Genomic DNA, 18048 nt, shown 5'->3' on the forward strand with positions numbered 1-18048 from the left:
TCAGGACATCTCCATTACCTGACGCGGCTCACGGCGCTGGTACCAGCTCGCCATCAGCACCAGCACCAGCAGTACGCCACCCAGCACAGCGGAAGAGCCGATGGTGCCGAAGTCCAGGCCACCCTTCTCGTGCGGTTTGGTCAGGACGTCGCCAAGGGTGGCGCCAAACGGGCGGGTCAGCACGAAGGCTACCCAGAACAGCACCACACCCGGGATGCGCGTCCAGTAGCGCGCCAGCACCACCAGGGCGATGGCGCTGCCGACCAGCAATGCACCACCGGCAAAGCCCAGGCCCGAGTCATCCGCCAGGTAGTCACCCAACGCGGTACCCAGGGTGTTGGAGAACAGGATGGCCACCCAGTAGAAGATTTCACCGGTGCGGTTCTTGATGCGGGTGACGTCAAGCGGGTTGCCACTCAGGCGCCAGACCAGGAAGGTCAGCAACAGGATACCAATGAGGATTGCAGAGCCCGAGGCATAACCCAACCCCAGGGTGCGGTCCATGAAGTCGGACATGGTGGTGCCGGCCGTGCTGGTCGAGAGGATCACCAGCCAGTACAGCATCGGGTGATAGCGCCGTGAATACAGCTGACCGAACAAGGTCACCAGGAACACGCTGATCAGCAGCAGCGAGCTGACCGCATAGCCAACGTCGAGGGTCATCGACAGCAGATCACCGGCGGTTTCGCCAAGGGTGGTGGCGCAGATCTTCATGACCCAGAAGGCCAAGGTGATTTGCGGAAGTTTGTTCATTGTTCGCCGCTCCGGAAATAGGTGTGGCGATGGTGCTGAGCGGGGCCTGAAAAATCGGTTGGCGATATATGAAAAAAGCGTTCATACGCTGTTACAAATTAAGATTTTTAGTTCTTAACCCCCGATTAATCACCCCCCTTCAATCTGCAATGGCTGGCGAAGCATTGCACTCGCCCTGGATTTTGAACCCCATCAAATAAGGCATACGCAGCCTTTTATTGACATCGCTTGCGGCCATACACATCTATTAATTCGATTTTTATACGCTATTTTTTGCGCTTTTTAATCAAATTAATCGGCGTAGCATTACACCCATAGAAACAAACAACCTCTCGCACCCAAAGGAGCAACGACCATGAAAAGCAAACTGATCCTCACCCTGGCCCTGTCGGTTTTTGCCGCTGGCGCATTCGCCGAAGATGGTTTCGACCGTACCAACGCCCACACCTTCACCGCCGCCCAGGCTCAATCGGCCCGCTATGCCGAAGACGGTTTCGATCACACTGGCGCACAACGCTTCGCTGAAGACGGTTTCGACCACACTGGCGCCCAACGCTTCGCCGAAGACGGCTTCGACCGCACTGGCGGCCAACGCTTCGCCGAAGACGGCTTCGACCGCACTGGCGGCCAACGCTTCGCCGAAGATGGCTTCGACCACACTGGCGCACAACGCTTCGCCGAAGATGGCTTCGACCGCACCAACGCCCACCGCATCAGCTGATCCCTGTTGCGTGCTACCAGCCCGGCCTCGGCCGGGCTTGATCATTCCCAGGCGGACAAAGGCTTGGCACACTAGGCACTTCGTTCCCAGGATGCTGGCAGATGTACTACTACGAACCCGCCAAAGGCCACGGCCTGCCCCACGACCCGTTCAACGCAATCGTCGGCCCTCGCCCGATCGGCTGGATCTCCTCGCAGAGCCAGGACGGCCAGCTTAACCTCGCGCCGTACAGCTTCTTCAACGCCTTCAATTACATTCCACCGATCATCGGTTTCTGCAGCGTCGGGCGCAAAGACAGCCTGAACAACATCGAGCAGACCGGCGAATTCGTCTGGAACCTGGCTACCCGCCCGCTGGCCGAGCAGATGAACCAGAGCTGCGCGGCCGTTGCCGCCGATGTCAACGAGTTCGAACTGAGCGGCCTGACTGCGGTGCCATCGTCTATCGTCAAGGTGCCACGCGTGGGCGAAACGCCGGTAGCTTTCGAGTGCAAGGTGAGCCAGATCGTCCAGCTCAAGCGCGCCGACCAGGCATTGGTACCGAGCTGGCTGATTCTGGGTGAAGTGGTGGCGGTGCACATTGCCGAGCACCTGCTCAAGAACGGTATCTACGATACCGCTGCCGCCGAACCGATCTTGCGTGGCGGTGGCCCGGCGGATTACTTCGAGTTGGGCAACCTGTTCAAGATGGCTCGCCCACAGGCCTGATCACCAGATCAGTTCGCCTTCCTCGCCCACGCCCTGCAGGCGAGCGAGCTCGGCGCACGCGGCCTCGTCGGCCGCCATGGCGCTTTTGAACACCTGCTCGTCGAGTACCTTGTGAAAGCGCGGTGCACCGCCCATGCCCAGGGCCTTGACCGCGATCGCGGCGTTATAGCCACCGCCTTCCACCGGGACCATCGCCGAAACCGCTTCGAAGTGCGGGAATACTCTACGTGCCATGTTGCCATCCGCCTGTTGATCGAGGGGCGGCATTCTAACCGTGTTTCAATCGAAGGTATGCAAGTCGAGGCTGCTGACGACCTGCGCCTGAACCAGCTCGCCGAACAGATTGAGCGTGGGCGAAGCGAAGTAGCCACTCATTGCCTGCTGATCCTGCCAGCTGCCGCTAAGCAGCCACAGGTCAGCGTCGGCCTGGGAGCGCTGCACGGTGAAGCTGAGGCAGCCCGGGGAGCGCAAGGACGGCTCCAGCAGGTCGCGCAGGCGGGCGCCGAGCTCTGCGGAACGACCACTGCTGGCACGGATGAAAGCCAGATGGGTGACCGGTTGTCGTAGGGTCATTGCACGATCTCCTTGAAGCAGGCGGGCGGAAAAACCAGGCTGCCAAGGTTAGGGGCTGGCGCGCGAGGCGCGTTAGGCCATTACTGCTCACCGATTGCCTGATCCTGCAGCGGTGCAGGATCAGGCAATCGACGTGCAGCTTTCGACTAGCGCCCGCCATTGCCCAAACCTATGCTGCGTCGGTCAGCAGAGGAAAGCCATCATGACTACCGCCCCGTCCATCGACCCGACTCTGGAAGTGCAACGCCAGGAACTGGCCGAGCTGATTCGCAAGCACGCCGGTGAGCCTTATGGCCCAGCCTCGGCCATCGACGACCTGTATCTGGTGCGCTACACCGAGAACGTTCGTTCGGTACCGACCCTGGCCCAACCTGCTTTGTGCATCTTGGCGCAAGGCAGCAAAAGCCTCTTCCTCGGCGACGAGCAATACGCGTACGACCCGTTGCACTACATGGTGGTATCGGTGACCTTGCCACTGAGTGGCGTGAAGCTGGACGCCAGCCCGCAGAACCCAAGCCTGGGCATCCGCATGGACCTCGACCCCGCCGAAATCAGCCAACTGATCGCAGAGAGCGGGCCAATGCTGGTGCCCAACCTGCCCTCTGGCCGCGGCCTGTATGTGGAGCGCACCGATCCGCAGCTGCTCGACGCGCTGCTGAGGCTGGTCCGCTTGCTGGATTCACCGCGCGACATCGGCATGCTGGCGCCGCTGATTCGTCGCGAGATTCTGTACCGCCTGCTGCGTGGGCCGCAGGGCTATCGCCTGTACGAAATCGCCCTGGCCAATAGCCAGACCCATCGGGTGTGCCAGGCCATCACCTGGCTCAACCAGAACTTCCAGCAACCGCTGCGCATCGAAGACCTGGCCCGCGAGGTCAACCTCAGCACCTCGACCTTGCATCACCGCTTCAAGGCCGTGACGTCCATGAGCCCGCTGCAGTACCAGAAACAACTGCGCCTGCAGGAGGCGCGGCGGCTGATGCTCAACGATGGCCTGGAAGCGGCGGTGGCGGGCTATCGGGTGGGATACGAAAGCCCGTCGCAGTTCAGCCGCGAGTACAGCCGGCTGTATGGTGCTCCGCCGATTCGGGATGTGGCGAGGTTGCGCGCCAGCGCGGGTTGAAATCAGCCCGCGACTGCTGCCTGCCACTGGTTCTGGTCAACCTGGATCAGCGTCGGCCCCTTGCGCTCCACCGCCCTTCCCAGCGCAGCCTGCAGTTGCTCGACATCGGCCACATGCTCGGCATCGGCGCCCAACGCCCGCGCCACGCCGATGAAGTCCGGGGTATGAATATCCACGCCGACCGGCTCGATGGCCCGGTTGACCATGTACTTCTTGATCTCCTCGTAGCCTTGGTTATTCCACAGCAATACGATCAGCGGCACCTGGGCCTCAACCGCGCTGGCCAGTTCCGGCAGGGTGAACTGCATGCCACCATCGCCAATCAGGCAGACCGCAGGTACTCGCTCGCTGGTGTTTTCGGCGCAGCCCAACCAGGCGCCCATCGCTGCGGGCAACGCATAACCCAAGGTGCCGTAACCGGTTGAAGCGTTGAACCAACGGCGTGGCGCCTGCATGTCCAGGGTCAGGTTGCCGGTGTACACCGGCTGCGTCGAATCACCGACCAGGATGGCATTGGGCAACCGCTCCAGGATGCCTGTCAGCAAGCGGGTCTGGCTCAGCGTCGGCTGGTCCCAACTCGCCGCCAACGACTCGCGCAAACGCTGCGCGCGGGCAACGCCCCAACCCTCGGCAGGCACCGGTGTTGGCAGCTGCCGCAAAGCCTCGAGCACGGCCTGGGCGGCAAGCTCGGCATCAGCCACCAGCGCCAGCTCCGGCAGATAGTTGCGCACGGTCTGGTCCGGGTCGATGTCGATGCGCAGCAAGCTGCCCGGGATCTTGAAGCCACCCTTGAAGGTCACGTCATAGTCGGTCTCGGCCAGTTCGGTGCCTATCGCCAGCACCACGTCGGCCTCTTCTACCAGCTCACGGGTGGCAACCAACGATTGGGTCGAACCGATCTGCAAAGGGTGGCTGGCCGGCAGCAGGCCTTTGGCATTGATAGTCAGTGCCACCGGTGCCTGCAAATGCTCGGCCAGCAGCGCCAGCGGCGCCCCCGCAGCCAGCGCACCACCACCGGCCAGCATCAGTGGCCGACGGGCCTTGGCCAGGCGCTCGGCCATGGCGGCCACTGCCTGGGGTGCGGCGCCCGCGCGGGCACTGCGCACAGGGCGGCCAGGCAGCAGGTGGTCGGCAGGCTCGACCAGCACATCCAACGGGATCTCGATATGCACCGGGCGCGGGCGGGCGCCGTCAAACACGGCAAAGGCGCGCGCCAGCACCTGTGGCAGGTCATCAGCGCTCATCAGCGTCTGCGAGAACGCCGCCACGCCCGACACCAGCGCAGCCTGGTTGGGCAGCTCGTGCAGCTTGCCGCGGCCACCACCCAGTTGGTCGCGCGACTGCACGCTGGAGATCACCAGCATCGGGATCGAATCGGCATAGGCCTGGCCCATGGCGGTGGTGATGTTGGTCATCCCCGGGCCGGTGATGATGAAGCACACGCCTGGCTTGCCCCGGGTACGCGCATAGCCATCAGCCATGAACCCGGCGCCCTGCTCGTGGCGCGGGGTGATGTGGCGGATCGACGAGCCCGCCAGGCCACGGTAGAGCTCCACGGTATGTACGCCGGGAATGCCGAAGACATGGTCCACGCCATAGCCTTCAAGGAGTTTGACCAGCACTTCGCCGCAGGTTGCCATCGGGTTTCACCTAGGATTTTGTTTGAGAGAAACGTGTTGGAATCTGCCCCCATTGGACCCAAGGCACCGCTACCGCCACAATGCAAAAAAACACATACTAGCCATGTCCTGTAATCATGGCTCAGCACAATGAAACGCCTACCGCCCCTGCCCGCGCTGCACACATTTCTGGTCACCGCGCAGCACTGCAATTTCACCCGCGCCGGGCAGCAGCTACACATCACGCAGGGTGCCGTGAGCCGGCAGATCGCCGGGCTCGAAGAGCACCTGGGCTACGCCTTGTTCCAGCGCCAGGCCCGCGGCCTGAGCCTGACCCGCGAGGGCCAGGACTGGCTGCCACGGGTACAGCAGATCTTCGGCCTTATCGAACAAGGCGTGCGCGAAGTGGGCGGGCGCAGCGCCACCTTGCAGCTCAAGGCACCGACCTGCGTGATGCGCTGGCTGCTGCCGCGGCTGATGGAGTGGCAGGCGCTGCGGCCCGATGTGCCAGTAGAGCTGACCACCACAGTGCAGCATGGGGTGGACTTTCGCCGTGAAGGGTTCGATGCCGCCGTCGTCTATGGCGATGTGCCCAACCATGGGCTGCGGGTGCGCAAGCTGTTCGACGAGCAGCTGACGCCGGTGTGCGCGCCTTCGCTGTTGAATGGGCCGGTTGCGCTGCAACAGCTCCAGGACCTGGCGCGCCATATGCTGTTGCACCCGTCACGGGATGAGCATGACTGGCGACTGTGGCTTCAAGCAGCAGGCGTAGTACTGGAGGCACAAGGGCCAAAGCAGCATTTCGAAACCCTGGACATGGCGATGGCAATGGCCTCCCAGGGAACCGGGGTGGCGATTGGTGATTGGGCGTTGATCGCTGATGACTTGCGCGGTGGGCGGCTGTGCATGCCATTTGCACTGAAGGTGCAAACCGGCAAAGGGTATTACCTGGTGAGCCAGGCCAAGAGCCTGCCGCCGGGGCTGGTGGAGTTGCTGGATTGGCTTGAAGATCGCGCCAATTCTCGAAGGTAGGAGCGGCCTTGCCGGGGCGCTCCTACAGAAAAGCGCAGGCGGCTCAGTAACCGACGGTGAAACGCTGCCGCGAATGCGCTGGTTTCTCAAGTTCATCAAGCATGGCAATGGCAAAGTCGGCAAAGGTGATCCAGCTTTTGCCATCCGCACCGATCAGCAGGTGGTCCTTGCCCAGCGTGTAGTGCCCGCTGCGCTCACCTTCGACAAACTCCGCCGACGGCGACAGGAAGGTCCAGTCCAGCGTCGGCTCCTGACGCAGCACGTCGAGAAAACGCACACCCGCAGTGGCCTCAGCCTTGTAGGCTTCGGGGAAGTCCGGGCTGTCGATCACGCGATGCCCGGAAGGCAGCAGCAGGCTGCCCGCACCGCCCACTACCAGCAGGCGCTTGACCCCGGCACGCTTGACAGGCTCGATGACGGCGTGGGGTTCGATGGTCGAGAAATGCGCTGCACTCAATACCGCGTCGACACCTGCAAGCGCCTGCTGCAGGGCCGCACTGTCCTTGGCATCCAGCGCTTGGGTGGTGACACCATCGCGCCCCTGAAGCTTCGAGGGGTCGCGGGCGATGGCCACGACACTGTGCCCGCGGCGCAGGGCTTCTTCCAGCAACTGGCTGCCGGCACGGCCGGTGGCACCAATGATTGCGATCTTGCTCATGGGTAGATTCTCCAGCAGTTGAACAACGAATGCACAACAGCTTAGTTGCCCGATCCATGACAAAAAATGCGATGCTCAGACATAGTTTGTTTCTGAAATCGGGCAAATCATGGACCGTCTCAACGCCATGCGCGTTTTCGTCACCGTCGTCGACCTGGGCAGCCAGTCTGCAGCGGCAGACCACCTGCAACTGTCGCGGCCTGTAGTATCGCGTTACCTGGCTGAACTGGAGGACTGGGTCGGTGCACGGTTGATGCAGCGCACCACACGCAAGCTGAGCCTGACAGCCGCCGGCCAGGAAACCCTGCCCCGCTGCCGCCAGTTGCTGGACTTGGCCGGCGACCTGCAGGCCGCCGTGCAGCAACCGGAAGATGCGCCAAAGGGTGCCCTGCGCATCAGTGTCAGTACGTCGTTTGGCCAAGCGCAGCTGGTGAGTGCGGTAGCCGATTATGTACGGCGCTACCCAGGCGTGAACGTTGAACTGCAGATGCTCGATCGCACGGTCAACCTGGTAGATGAGCGCATCGACCTTGCGATCCGCACCAGCAACGATCTGGACCCGAACCTGATCGCCAGGCGCCTGACCGTGTGCCGCTCGGTGATCTGCGCAACGCCCGCCTACCTGCGCGAGCACGGCACACCGCAACGGGTCGAGGAACTGAGCCAGCACAACTGCCTGACCCATGCCTATTTCGGCCACAGCCTTTGGCATTTCGAGGTAGACGGCCAGCAGATCGCCGTGCCGGTGCGAGGCAACATCAGCGCCAACGAGGTCATGACACTGCAGAATGCAACGCTGGCAGGCGCCGGCATCGCCATGTTGCCGACCTACCAGGCAGCCACGGCCCTGCGCAGTGGCGCCCTGCTGCGCCTGCTGCCTGAGGCGCGGCCACGGGCGCTGAACCTGAACGCGGTATACACCTCGCGCAAGCATATGCCGGCGACCTTGCGCAGCATGCTGGATTTTCTGGTGCAGCGGTTCAAGGACGAACCGGAGTGGGACCGCGATCTGTATTGACTATGCTTAGAGGTGTCACCTGTCGCGATTAACAGGAGGTGAGCACCATGGGCATTACGTCCAGAAGAGTCGCCATGGTCATGGCCCTGACCGCGGTCGCGGCGCTGTACGGCTCGGCCTGCTGGCGCGCCGAGCTGCTTCGCAGCCAGCCCAGTGCGGCCAACCGTTGCGAGCAGGAACACTGCGTGCCCCACACCGCAACCTTGAGCGCCGTTCGTTAGTGAAGCGGCGCCGCGCCGATCACTCCTCGACGCTCATGTACTCCTTGGCCCAGCGGATGTAGTCCTCTGGCTGGGTATAGGTGTGCGAGAGTTCGGTGGCGCTGAGGTTCTCGGACTTGTTCTGCTGGCCGCGCTGCAGGCGCAGGCAGTCATAGGTGGCCTTGATCGCGGCAAAGTAGGCGGCATGGCCATCGACCACGATACGCACGCCCAGCCGAGCGAGGCGTTCATCGTCACGCAGGTTCGGGTTGGCGTAGGTCACCAGCATCAGCGGCACGGTCAGGTGCTCGGCAATCTGCTCCAGCTGCTCGAAATCCTTCACCCCGACCATGCAGATACCGTCGGCACCGGCCTTCTGGTAGCTCTGGGTGCGAACGATGATTTCCTCGGTGGTGAGTACGCCGGCGTTGGTCCGGGCGATGATCGACAGCGACGAGTCGACGCGCGCTTCCAGGGCCGCGCGGATCTTGCCCACGCCCTCCTCCACCGAGATCAGGTCGGTGGACTTGCGCCCGAACTGGGCGGGCAACAGCGTGTCCTCGATGGTCAGTGCAGCCACGCCGGCGCGCTCCAGTTCGATGACCGTGCGCATGACGTTGAGTGCGTTGCCATAACCGTGGTCGGCATCGGCGAGTACCGGCAGTTGCGCCACGCGGCCAATTCGGGTGGCCTGCTCGACGAACTCACTCAAGGTGATCAGGGCGAAGTCGGGTGCGGCCAGCACCTGCAACGAAGCCACCGAACCGCCGAGGATGCCGACTTCGAAGCCCAGGTCGGCAGCGATGCGTGCCGACATCGGGTCAAACACGGAGGCGGTGTGATAGCAGGAACCTGAAGCGAGCAGCTCGCGGAAGGCAAAACGCAGATCTTGATGGGAAGCCTTGGGCATGATCACTCCGCTTATATAGGTAGAAATTGAACGGTGCTACCGACCCCTGAATCGGGTCTACCTGACCTGTTCCAACCGTCGCCATCTGGGCGGTCATGCTCGACATGCAGGCAGAGGAATAAAAGGTGTGGGAGACAGCGGCGTACAGGCCTGCGGCAAAATGCTGCACCAAGCTGGTGCAGGCCGCGGCTTTCAGCCTCTGTGGCAGACTCACGATATCACGCGGCCATGCAGCTCTGAATGAATGCGCCAATGCCGATCTTGCATAGGCGATGCAGATAGTACATAGGAAGCTACCTAACTCGGGTTACAATTGCGCTATTCGCGTCACCTCCCAGACAAGGTACCCCCGTGACCGCCGCCCTGCCCCCGACCGTCCTGCGCAACGTGTTGACCGCCCTGATGCTGGCGATCTTCCTTGGCGCCCTCGACCAGACCATCGTCGCGGTTTCCCTGCCGGCCATCTCGGCCCAGTTCAACGACGTCGGCCTGCTGGCCTGGGTGATTTCCGGCTACATGGTGGCGATGACCGTGGCGGTGCCGATCTACGGCAAGCTTGGCGACCTGTATGGCCGCCGGCGCATGATCCTCACCGGCATCAGCCTGTTCACCCTGGCCTCGATCGCCTGTGCCATGGCCCAGGACATGCAGCAACTGGTCATGGCGCGCGTGCTGCAAGGTATCGGTGCCGGCGGCATGGTGTCGGTGAGCCAGGCAATCATCGGCGACTTCGTACCGCCGCGCGAACGTGGCCGTTACCAGGGCTACTTCAGCAGCATGTACGCCGTGGCCAGCGTGGCCGGGCCAGTGCTCGGCGGCTGGCTGACCGAGTACCTGTCCTGGCGTTGGGTATTCTGGATCAACCTGCCGCTGGGCCTGGTTGCACTGTGGGCGATCCGCCGCGCCTTGGCCGGCATGCCGGTGCAACGTCGCCAGGCCCGGGTCGATTACCTCGGCGCGATACTGATGATCCTCGGCCTGGGCAGTTTGCTGCTGGGCATTACCCTGGTCGGCCAGGGCCATGCGTGGCGCTCTACCGCCGTGCTGGCACTGTTCGCCTGCGCATTGCTTGGCCTGAGCTTGTTCGTCGGCCATGAGCGGCGCTGCCAGGAACCGCTGCTACCCATGGGCCTGTTTGGCAACCGGGTTGCCGTGCTGTGCTGGGGGGTGATCTTCTTCGCCAGCTTCCAGTCGATCTCACTGACCATGTTGATGCCCCTGCGCTACCAGGGCATCACGGGCGCCGGTGCCGACAGCGCCGCGCTGCACCTGCTGCCGCTGGCCATGGGCCTGCCCATCGGCGCCTTCACCGGCGGGCGCATGACCAGCCTCACCGGGCGCTTCAAACCACAGATTCTGGCAGGCGCCGTACTGATGCCCGTGGCGATCTTCGCCATGGCCATCACCCCACCGCAGTCAGGTTTGCTCAGTGCCGTGTTCATGCTGCTGACGGGTATCGCCTGTGGCCTGCAGTTCCCGACCTCGCTGGTGGGTACGCAGAGCGCAGTGGAAAGCAAGGACATCGGCGTGGCCACCAGCACCACCAACCTGTTCCGCTCGCTAGGTGGGGCCATGGGTGTGGCATGCATGTCCAGCCTGCTGCTGGCGCTGCTGCAACAGGGTGGTTTCGAGTTGCTGGGCAACCCGCTGTTGGGAAGCCTCAAGGCTGGCGAGGCAGACCCAGCCACGCAGATGCGGCTCATGGAAACGTTCCGCCTCTTGCTGCTGGGCAGTGCGGGGATTGCGCTGCTGGGGCTGTTGGCGGCCCTGGCATTGCCAGACCGGCAACTGCGCGGCCGTTGAACGCTGTGGAGCTTCCACTAAGCTCGATTGCCGAAAGGTATTAATGCTCGCTTAATACACAAGGAAAACACTTCCTCACAATCCTTAACAAAGTGTCATTTGCGTAGCGCTGGGCTCAAGCGCAGCATATCCAGCCCTGTGTCGACCCATTTTTCAGCATCGCGCAGCAGATCGAAACTGTCCGGCAGCAGCAACCAGCGCCCGATCAGGCCATCGACATAGGCGAACAGAGCCACGGCCGCTCGGTCTATATCCAAATCCGCAGGTAGCTGGCCGCGGCGCACGGCATTGGCGAAGGCCAGCTTGATGCCCACATGGCAATCCAGCACCGCACCTTGGCGCTGCTGGCGAATTTCACACATGTCATCGGTGAACTCGCACTTGTGATGCAGGATTTCATTGATACGCCGGGTACGGGCGTCCAGCACCAGCTCGTTGAGCACCTGCAGCAAAAGCTTGCGCATGCAGCCGAGCGGGTCCAGTTCGTCTTCGCTTTCACTGGCCCGCGCCAGGTGGTCATGGGTTTCATGCAAGCTGTCGAGCAGGGCCTGCACCAGTTCCGCCTTGTTGCTGAAGTGCCAGTAGATGGCCCCCCGGGTAACGCCCGCCAGCTCGGCGATGTCAGCCAGTGTGGTTCGCGCAACCCCGCGCTTGTAGAAGGCCTTTTCCGCGGCCTCGATGATCTGGGCGCGAGTCTCCTGGGCTTCTTCTTTGGTTCGACGGACCATGGCAGTGCAACCTCATCTGGGCCCGCTGCGCTGCGCAGCCGGGGAGAATCGCCGGGGTCACCTCTGCAGGGTGCCTCCCGGATGGGCTAATCAAGGGCTGTGGTAGTAGCCAAGTACTACCCAGCGGTATTTACAAACAACCGTGAATGTAAGTATATTCGTTAGTAAGCTATTTATCCACCGGATAGTTTTTTTCTGACAAGACTCTTCCATTACTCTTGAGCGTCTCCCTGCTCTTGCGACCCGAGGATCCTCATGCAATTCAAGCCAGCCGTTACCGCTCTGGTTTCCGCCGTCGCCCTGGCAACCCTGCTAAGTGGCTGTAAGAAAGAAGAAGCCGCGCCCGCAGCGCAGGCTCCTCAGGTCGGCGTCGTGACCATTCAGCCGCAATCCTTCACCCTGACCTCGGAACTGCCAGGGCGCACCAGCGCCTTCCGCGTCGCCGAAGTGCGCCCGCAGGTCAATGGCATCATCCTCAAGCGCCTGTTCAAGGAAGGCAGCGAGGTCAAGGAAGGCCAGCAGCTGTACCAGATCGACCCAGCCGTGTACGAAGCCACCCTGGCCAACGCCCAGGCCAACCTGCAGGCGACCAAGTCGCTGGCCGAGCGCTACAAGCAGCTGGTCAACGAACAGGCGGTCTCGAAACAGGAATACGACGACGCCAGTGCCAAACGATTGCAGGCCGAAGCTTCGCTGAAAAGCGCGCAAATCGATTTGCGTTACACCAAGGTCCTGGCCCCGATCAGCGGCCGTATTGGCCGCTCCTCGTTTACCGAAGGCGCCCTGGTGAGCAATGGCCAGACCAACGCCATGGCCACCATCCAGCAGCTCGACCCGATCTACGTCGACGTCACCCAGTCCACTGCCGAGCTGCTCAAGCTGCGCCGTGACCTGGAAAGCGGCCAGTTGCAGAAGGCCGGCGACAACGCCGCTTCGGTGCAGCTGGTGCTGGAAGACGGCAGCCTGTTCAAGCAGGACGGGCGCCTGGAGTTCTCCGAAGTGTCGGTCGACGAAACCACCGGCTCCGTGACCCTGCGCGCGCTCTTCCCCAACCCCGATCACACCCTGCTGCCTGGCATGTTCGTGCATGCGCGGCTCAAGGCCGGGGTCAACGCCAATGCCATCCTGGCGCCGCAACAAGGCGTGACCCGCGACCTCAAGGGCGCGCCCACCGCGCTGGTGGTCAACCAGGAGAACAAGGTCGAACTGCGCCAGCTCAAGGCCAGCCGTACCCTGGGCAGCGACTGGCTGATCGAGGAAGGCTTGAACCCGGGCGACCGCCTGATCACCGAAGGCCTGCAGTACGTACGCCCTGGGGTCGAGGTCAAGGTCAGCGACGCCACCAACGTCAAGAAGCCAGGCAGCCCTGATCAGGCCAACGCGGCCAAAGCAGACGCCAAAGCGGAGTAAACCATGTCGAAGTTCTTTATCGATCGCCCGATCTTCGCCTGGGTGATTGCCTTGGTGATCATGCTGGTCGGCGCCTTGTCGATCCTGAAGCTGCCGATCAACCAGTACCCGAGCATCGCGCCGCCGGCCATCGCCATCGCCGTGACCTACCCGGGCGCCTCGGCGCAGACCGTGCAGGACACCGTGGTGCAGGTCATCGAGCAGCAGCTCAACGGTATCGACAACCTGCGTTATGTGTCGTCGGAAAGTAACTCCGACGGCAGCATGACCATTACCGCTACCTTCGAGCAGGGCACCAACCCTGACACCGCCCAGGTCCAGGTGCAGAACAAGCTGAACCTGGCCACCCCGCTGCTGCCGCAGGAAGTGCAGCAGCAAGGTATCCGCGTCACCAAGGCCGTGAAGAACTTCCTGCTGGTGATCGGCCTGGTGTCCGAAGACGGCAGCATGACCAAGGACGACCTGGCCAACTACATCGTCTCGAACATGCAGGACCCGATTTCGCGGACTGCCGGTGTGGGTGACTTCCAGGTGTTCGGTGCGCAGTACGCCATGCGTATCTGGCTCGATCCGGCCAAGCTGAACAAATTCCAGCTGACCCCGGTCGACGTCAAGACCGCCGTTGCCGCGCAGAACGTGCAGGTGTCCTCCGGCCAGCTCGGCGGCCTGCCCGCCATGCCTGGCACCCAGCTGAACGCCACCATCATCGGCAAGACCCGTCTGCAGACCGCCGAGCAGTTCGAGAAGATCCTGCTCAAGGTCAACACCGACGGTTCGCAGGTGCGTCTGGGTGATGTTGCCCAGGTCGGCCTGGGCGGCGAAAACTACGCGGTGAGCGCCCAGTTCAACGGCAAGCCGGCTTCCGGCCTTGCGGTAAAACTGGCCACTGGTGCCAACGCCCTGGACACTGCCAAGGCCCTGCGCAAGACCATTTCCGACCTGGAACCGTTCTTCCCGCCCGGGGTGAAAGCGGTATTCCCGTATGACACCACCCCGGTGGTCACCGAATCGATCAGCGGTGTGATCCACACCTTGATCGAAGCCGTGGTCCTGGTGTTCCTGGTGATGTACCTGTTCCTGCAGAACTTCCGCGCCACCATCATCACCACCATGACCGTCCCGGTGGTGTTGCTGGGTACCTTCGGTATCCTTGCCGCTGCGGGCTTCAGCATCAACACCCTGACCATGTTCGCCATGGTCCTGGCCATCGGCTTGCTGGTGGACGACGCCATCGTCGTGGTGGAGAACGTCGAGCGGGTGATGTCCGAAGAGGGCCTGCCGCCCAAAGAGGCGACCAAGCGCTCGATGGAACAGATCCAGGGTGCCCTGGTGGGTATCGCCCTGGTGCTGTCGGCGGTACTGCTGCCCATGGCGTTCTTTGGTGGTTCCACCGGCGTGATCTATCGGCAGTTCTCCATCACCATCGTTTCGGCCATGGGCCTTTCGGTACTGGTGGCGCTGATCTTCACCCCGGCCCTGTGTGCAACCATGCTCAAGCCGCTGAAGAAAGGTGAGCACCACACCGCCAAAGGTGGCTTCTTCGGCTGGTTCAACCGCAACTTCGACCGCAGCGTCAATGGTTACGAGCGTAGCGTTGGCGCAATCCTGCGCAACAAGGTTCCATTCCTGTTGGCCTATGCGCTGATCGTGGTCGGCATGATCTGGCTGTTCGCCCGCATCCCGACTGCGTTCCTGCCTGAAGAAGACCAGGGTGTACTGTTCGCCCAGGTACAAACGCCGGCCGGTTCCAGTGCCGAGCGCACCCAGGTGGTGGTCGACCAGATGCGTGAGTACCTGCTCAAGGAAGAATCCGACACCGTAGCGTCGGTGTTCACCGTCAACGGTTTCAACTTCGCCGGTCGCGGGCAGAGTTCGGGCATGGCGTTCATCATGCTCAAGCCCTGGGATCAACGCGCCAAGGAAAACAGCGTGTTCGCCCTGGCCCAGCGTGCCCAGCAGCACTTCTTCACGTTCCGTGACGCGATGGTGTTCGCCTTTGCCCCGCCTGCGGTACTCGAACTGGGTAACGCCACCGGCTTCGACGTGTTCCTGCAGGACCGCGGCGGTGTCGGCCACGCCAAGCTGATGGAAGCACGCAACCAGTTCCTGGCCAAGGCCGCGCAGAGCAAGATCCTCAGCGCCGTGCGCCCGAACGGCCTGAACGATGAACCGCAATACCAGCTGACCATTGATGACGAACGTGCCAGCGCCCTGGGCGTGACCATCGCCGACATCAACAACACCCTGTCGATTGCTTTGGGTGCCAGCTACGTCAACGACTTCATCGACCGTGGCCGGGTCAAGAAGGTGTACATCCAGGGTGAACCCAACTCGCGGATGAGCCCGGAAGACCTGCAGAAGTGGTACGTGCGCAACGGCGCGGGCGAGATGGTGCCGTTCTCCTCCTTCGCCAAGGGCGAATGGACCTACGGCTCGCCGAAACTGTCGCGCTACAACGGCGTCGAGGCGATGGAAATCCTGGGTGCGCCAGCGCCGGGCTACAGTACCGGTGAGGCCATGGCCGAAGTCGAGCGTATCGCCGGCGAACTGCCAAGCGGTGTCGGCTTCTCCTGGACCGGCATGTCCTACGAGGAAAAACTCTCCGGCTCGCAAATGCCGGCGCTGTTCGCCCTCTCCGTACTGTTCGTGTTCCTCTGCCTGGCAGCCTTGTACGAGAGCTGGTCGATCCCGATCGCCGTCGTACTGGTAGTCCCACTGGGTATCATCGGTGCGCTGATCGCCACCAGCCTGCGCGGGTTGTCCAACGACGTGTACTTCCTGGTCGGCCTGTTGACCACCATCGGCCTGGCGGCGAAGAACGCGATCCTGATCGTCGAATTCGCCAAGGAACTGCACGAGCAGGGCCGCAGCCTTTATGACTCGGCCATCGAAGCGTGCCGCATGCGTCTGCGCCCGATCATCATGACCTCGCTGGCGTTCATCCTCGGCGTGGTACCGTTGACCATCGCCAGCGGCGCCGGCGCGGGCAGCCAGCACGCCATCGGCACCGGCGTGATCGGCGGCATGATCAGTGCAACCATCCTGGCAATCTTCTGGGTACCGCTATTCTTCGTCGCAGTGTCGTCGCTGTTCGGCAGCAAAGAGCCGGAAAAACACGACTCCCCTGAAACTCCACGTTATGAGGCTGGGCAATGACCAAGTCTTTGTTGTCCCTGGCGGTAACCGCTTTCATTCTCGGCGGCTGCTCGCTGATCCCTGACTACCAGACCCCGGAATCGCCGGTGGCTGCGCAGTGGCCGCAAGGCCCTGCGTACTCGCCCACCCAGTCGGCCGACGTCGCCGCTGCCGAACAGGGCTGGCGCCAGTTCTTCCACGACCCGGCACTGCAGCAGCTGATCCAGACCTCGCTGGTCAACAACCGCGACCTGCGTGTGGCAGCGTTGAACATCGACGCCTACCGTGCCCAGTACCGCATCCAGCGTGCCGACCTGTTCCCGGCAGTTTCGGCCACCGGCAGCGGCAGCCGCCAGCGCGTGCCAGCGAACATGTCGCAAACCGGCGAGTCAGGCATCACCAGCCAGTATTCGGCCACCCTGGGCGTCAGTGCCTATGAACTGGACCTGTTCGGCCGCGTACGCAGCCTGACCGAGCAGGCCCTGGAAACCTACCTGTCCAGCGAGCAGGCGCGCCGCTCCACGCAGATCGCCCTGGTGGCCAGCGTGGCGAACGCCTACTACACCTGGCAGGCCGACCAAGCCCTGTTCAAGCTGACTGAAGAGACGCTCAAGACCTACGAGGAAAGCTACAACCTGACCCGCCGCAGCAATGAAGTCGGTGTGGCTTCAGCGCTCGACGTCAGCCAGTCGCGTACCGCCGTGGAAGGTGCACGGGTCAAGTACTCGCAGTACCAGCGCCTGCTCGCCCAGGACGTCAACAGCCTGACCGTGCTGCTGGGCACCGGCATTCCGGCCGACCTGGCCAAGCCGCTGGAGCTCAATGCCGACCAGCTGGCCGAAGTGCCAGCCGGCCTGCCGTCCGATGTCCTTCAGCGGCGCCCGGACATCCAGGAAGCCGAGCACCTGCTCAAGGCCGCCAACGCCAACATCGGCGCGGCCCGTGCAGCGTTCTTCCCGAGCATCAGCCTGACCGCCAATGCCGGCAGCCTGAGCCCCGACATGGGTCACCTGTTCGCGGGCGGCCAGGGCACCTGGCTGTTCCAGCCGCAGATCAACCTGCCGATTTTCAACGCCGGCAGCCTGAAGGCCAGCCTGGACTACTCGAAGATCCAGAAGGACATCAACGTCGCCAAGTACGAAAAGACCATCCAGACCGCCTTCCAGGAAGTCTCCGATGGCCTCGCGGCGCGCAAGACCTTCGAAGAGCAGCTGCAAGCGCAACGCGACCTTGTGCAGGCGAACAAGGACTACTACCGCCTGGCCGAGCGCCGCTACCGCATCGGTATCGACAGCAACCTGACCTTCCTCGATGCCCAGCGCAACCTGTACTCGTCGCAGCAGTCGCTGATCACCGACCGCCTCTCGCAGCTGACCAGCGAGGTCAACCTGTACAAGGCGCTCGGCGGTGGCTGGTACGAGCAGACTGGCCAAGCCAATCAGCAAGCCTCGGTAGACACACCGAAAAGCTGATTAATCGGCAACAACATCAAGCCCAGCCTCGCGCTGGGCTTTTTGTTAGGCAAAATTAACCAACCGGAACATAGCGTTCGATTATCGCCCAATACCGTTTGCGGCGAATTGCCTCACCCTCCCCCGGCCCCGCACCATCTCCCACGCAACGCTGCACAAGTTGATCAAAAGACCCGCGCCAGCAGG

The 18048-nt window shown here is 62.7% G+C and carries 17 protein-coding genes; 10 read left to right on the top strand and 7 right to left on the bottom strand.

Going from position 1 to position 18048, the window contains the following annotated elements; translation table 11 throughout:
• On the bottom strand, positions 1-753 hold the full coding sequence (locus tag APH27_RS04000) for a hypothetical protein (protein WP_060484044.1): 753 nt from the start codon (positions 751-753) through the stop codon (positions 1-3).
• Between the two features lie 355 nt (positions 754-1108).
• Here APH27_RS04000 and APH27_RS04005 point away from each other — a divergent pair, with 355 nt between their 5' ends.
• On the top strand, positions 1109-1474 hold the full coding sequence (locus APH27_RS04005; RefSeq protein WP_060484045.1) for a hypothetical protein: 366 nt from the start codon (positions 1109-1111) through the stop codon (positions 1472-1474).
• A 101-nt stretch (positions 1475-1575) separates the two neighbouring features.
• Positions 1576-2181: a flavin reductase family protein gene (locus tag APH27_RS04010; protein WP_027917907.1), complete on the top strand. Its 606-nt coding sequence runs from the start codon at positions 1576-1578 to the stop codon at positions 2179-2181.
• On the opposite strand, the gene APH27_RS04015 is transcribed toward APH27_RS04010, so the two are convergent.
• Together APH27_RS04015 and APH27_RS04020 are read right to left on the bottom strand one after the other, a co-directional pair.
• Complete coding sequence (locus APH27_RS04015; RefSeq protein WP_027917908.1) at positions 2182-2448, bottom strand: hypothetical protein; 267 nt, start codon at positions 2446-2448, stop codon at positions 2182-2184.
• Between the two features lie 12 nt (positions 2449-2460).
• Positions 2461-2754, bottom strand: a complete 294-nt coding sequence (locus tag APH27_RS04020) for a putative quinol monooxygenase (protein ID WP_060484046.1) — start codon at positions 2752-2754, stop codon at positions 2461-2463.
• Between the two features lie 202 nt (positions 2755-2956).
• On the opposite strand from APH27_RS04020, the gene APH27_RS04025 reads away from it, so the two are divergent.
• Positions 2957-3877 (top strand): AraC family transcriptional regulator, encoded by a 921-nt coding sequence (locus APH27_RS04025; protein WP_027917910.1) that lies wholly within the window; start codon positions 2957-2959, stop codon positions 3875-3877.
• 2 nt (positions 3878-3879) lie between these two features.
• Here the strand turns inward: APH27_RS04025 and APH27_RS04030 are convergent, their stop codons facing one another.
• Positions 3880-5517, bottom strand: coding sequence for a 5-guanidino-2-oxopentanoate decarboxylase (locus tag APH27_RS04030; protein WP_027917911.1), 1638 nt, complete (start codon positions 5515-5517; stop codon positions 3880-3882).
• Between the two features lie 129 nt (positions 5518-5646).
• On the opposite strand from APH27_RS04030, the gene APH27_RS04035 reads away from it, so the two are divergent.
• Positions 5647-6528, top strand: coding sequence for a LysR substrate-binding domain-containing protein (locus APH27_RS04035; protein ID WP_060484047.1), 882 nt, complete (start codon positions 5647-5649; stop codon positions 6526-6528).
• A 43-nt stretch (positions 6529-6571) separates the two neighbouring features.
• On the opposite strand, the gene APH27_RS04040 is transcribed toward APH27_RS04035, so the two are convergent.
• Positions 6572-7186 (bottom strand): NAD(P)-dependent oxidoreductase, encoded by a 615-nt coding sequence (locus APH27_RS04040; protein WP_027917913.1) that lies wholly within the window; start codon positions 7184-7186, stop codon positions 6572-6574.
• Positions 7187-7295: 109 nt separating this feature from the next.
• Between APH27_RS04040 and APH27_RS04045 the strand changes: the two genes are divergently transcribed.
• Both APH27_RS04045 and APH27_RS26545 read left to right on the top strand, forming a co-directional pair.
• Complete coding sequence (locus APH27_RS04045; RefSeq protein ID WP_027917914.1) at positions 7296-8204, top strand: LysR family transcriptional regulator; 909 nt, start codon at positions 7296-7298, stop codon at positions 8202-8204.
• 47 nt (positions 8205-8251) lie between these two features.
• The gene (locus APH27_RS26545; protein ID WP_177326683.1) at positions 8252-8425 is read left to right on the top strand and encodes a hypothetical protein; all 174 of its coding nucleotides are present in this window, start codon (positions 8252-8254) and stop codon (positions 8423-8425) included.
• A 19-nt stretch (positions 8426-8444) separates the two neighbouring features.
• Here the strand turns inward: APH27_RS26545 and APH27_RS04050 are convergent, their stop codons facing one another.
• Entirely contained in the window at positions 8445-9314 is an 870-nt protein-coding gene (locus APH27_RS04050) for an oxaloacetate decarboxylase (RefSeq protein ID WP_027917915.1), read from the bottom strand.
• 351 nt (positions 9315-9665) lie between these two features.
• Between APH27_RS04050 and APH27_RS04055 the strand changes: the two genes are divergently transcribed.
• A complete protein-coding gene (locus APH27_RS04055) occupies positions 9666-11117 on the top strand; it encodes an MDR family MFS transporter (protein ID WP_060484048.1) in 1452 nt (483 codons plus the stop codon).
• 95 nt (positions 11118-11212) lie between these two features.
• Here APH27_RS04055 and APH27_RS04060 read toward each other — a convergent pair whose 3' ends face one another.
• Positions 11213-11845 carry a TetR family transcriptional regulator gene (locus APH27_RS04060; RefSeq protein ID WP_060484049.1) on the bottom strand — a complete coding sequence of 211 codons (633 nt, stop codon included), beginning with the start codon at positions 11843-11845 and terminating at the stop codon, positions 11213-11215.
• Positions 11846-12100: 255 nt separating this feature from the next.
• On the opposite strand from APH27_RS04060, the gene ttgA reads away from it, so the two are divergent.
• Genes ttgA through APH27_RS04075 form a run of 3 tightly spaced genes read left to right on the top strand, consistent with a single transcriptional unit; the run spans position 12101 to position 17862 of the window.
• Positions 12101-13255, top strand: coding sequence for a toluene efflux RND transporter periplasmic adaptor subunit TtgA (ttgA, locus tag APH27_RS04065; RefSeq protein WP_027917918.1), 1155 nt, complete (start codon positions 12101-12103; stop codon positions 13253-13255).
• 3 nt (positions 13256-13258) lie between these two features.
• Entirely contained in the window at positions 13259-16411 is a 3153-nt protein-coding gene (gene ttgB / locus APH27_RS04070) for a multidrug efflux RND transporter permease subunit TtgB (RefSeq protein WP_060484050.1), read from the top strand.
• Positions 16408-17862 (top strand): AdeC/AdeK/OprM family multidrug efflux complex outer membrane factor, encoded by a 1455-nt coding sequence (locus APH27_RS04075; protein ID WP_060484051.1) that lies wholly within the window; start codon positions 16408-16410, stop codon positions 17860-17862. The genes ttgB and APH27_RS04075 overlap by 4 nt, the downstream gene beginning before the upstream one ends.
• Positions 17863-18048: the final 186 nt, after the last annotated feature.

The organism is Pseudomonas sp. NBRC 111123 (assembly GCF_001320205.1).
GTDB lineage: Bacteria > Pseudomonadota > Gammaproteobacteria > Pseudomonadales > Pseudomonadaceae > Aquipseudomonas > Aquipseudomonas putida_J.

Bases quoted from the DNA above. Each gene is read 5' to 3' on its own strand.
- APH27_RS04035 (WP_060484047.1), top strand. From the start codon at position 5,647: ATGAAACGCCTACCGCCCCTGCCCGCGCTGCACACATTTCTGGTCACC.
- ttgA (WP_027917918.1), top strand. From the start codon at position 12,101: ATGCAATTCAAGCCAGCCGTTACCGCTCTGGTTTCCGCCGTCGCCCTG.
- APH27_RS04025 (WP_027917910.1), top strand. From the start codon at position 2,957: ATGACTACCGCCCCGTCCATCGACCCGACTCTGGAAGTGCAACGCCAG.
- APH27_RS26545 (WP_177326683.1), top strand. From the start codon at position 8,252: ATGGGCATTACGTCCAGAAGAGTCGCCATGGTCATGGCCCTGACCGCG.
- APH27_RS04045 (WP_027917914.1), top strand. From the start codon at position 7,296: ATGGACCGTCTCAACGCCATGCGCGTTTTCGTCACCGTCGTCGACCTG.
- APH27_RS04005 (WP_060484045.1), top strand. From the start codon at position 1,109: ATGAAAAGCAAACTGATCCTCACCCTGGCCCTGTCGGTTTTTGCCGCT.
- APH27_RS04050 (WP_027917915.1), bottom strand. From the start codon at position 9,314: ATGCCCAAGGCTTCCCATCAAGATCTGCGTTTTGCCTTCCGCGAGCTG.
- ttgB (WP_060484050.1), top strand. From the start codon at position 13,259: ATGTCGAAGTTCTTTATCGATCGCCCGATCTTCGCCTGGGTGATTGCC.
- APH27_RS04000 (WP_060484044.1), bottom strand. From the start codon at position 753: ATGAACAAACTTCCGCAAATCACCTTGGCCTTCTGGGTCATGAAGATC.
- APH27_RS04060 (WP_060484049.1), bottom strand. From the start codon at position 11,845: ATGGTCCGTCGAACCAAAGAAGAAGCCCAGGAGACTCGCGCCCAGATC.
- APH27_RS04040 (WP_027917913.1), bottom strand. From the start codon at position 7,186: ATGAGCAAGATCGCAATCATTGGTGCCACCGGCCGTGCCGGCAGCCAG.
- APH27_RS04015 (WP_027917908.1), bottom strand. From the start codon at position 2,448: ATGCCGCCCCTCGATCAACAGGCGGATGGCAACATGGCACGTAGAGTA.
- APH27_RS04075 (WP_060484051.1), top strand. From the start codon at position 16,408: ATGACCAAGTCTTTGTTGTCCCTGGCGGTAACCGCTTTCATTCTCGGC.
- APH27_RS04020 (WP_060484046.1), bottom strand. From the start codon at position 2,754: ATGACCCTACGACAACCGGTCACCCATCTGGCTTTCATCCGTGCCAGC.
- APH27_RS04030 (WP_027917911.1), bottom strand. From the start codon at position 5,517: ATGGCAACCTGCGGCGAAGTGCTGGTCAAACTCCTTGAAGGCTATGGC.
- APH27_RS04010 (WP_027917907.1), top strand. From the start codon at position 1,576: ATGTACTACTACGAACCCGCCAAAGGCCACGGCCTGCCCCACGACCCG.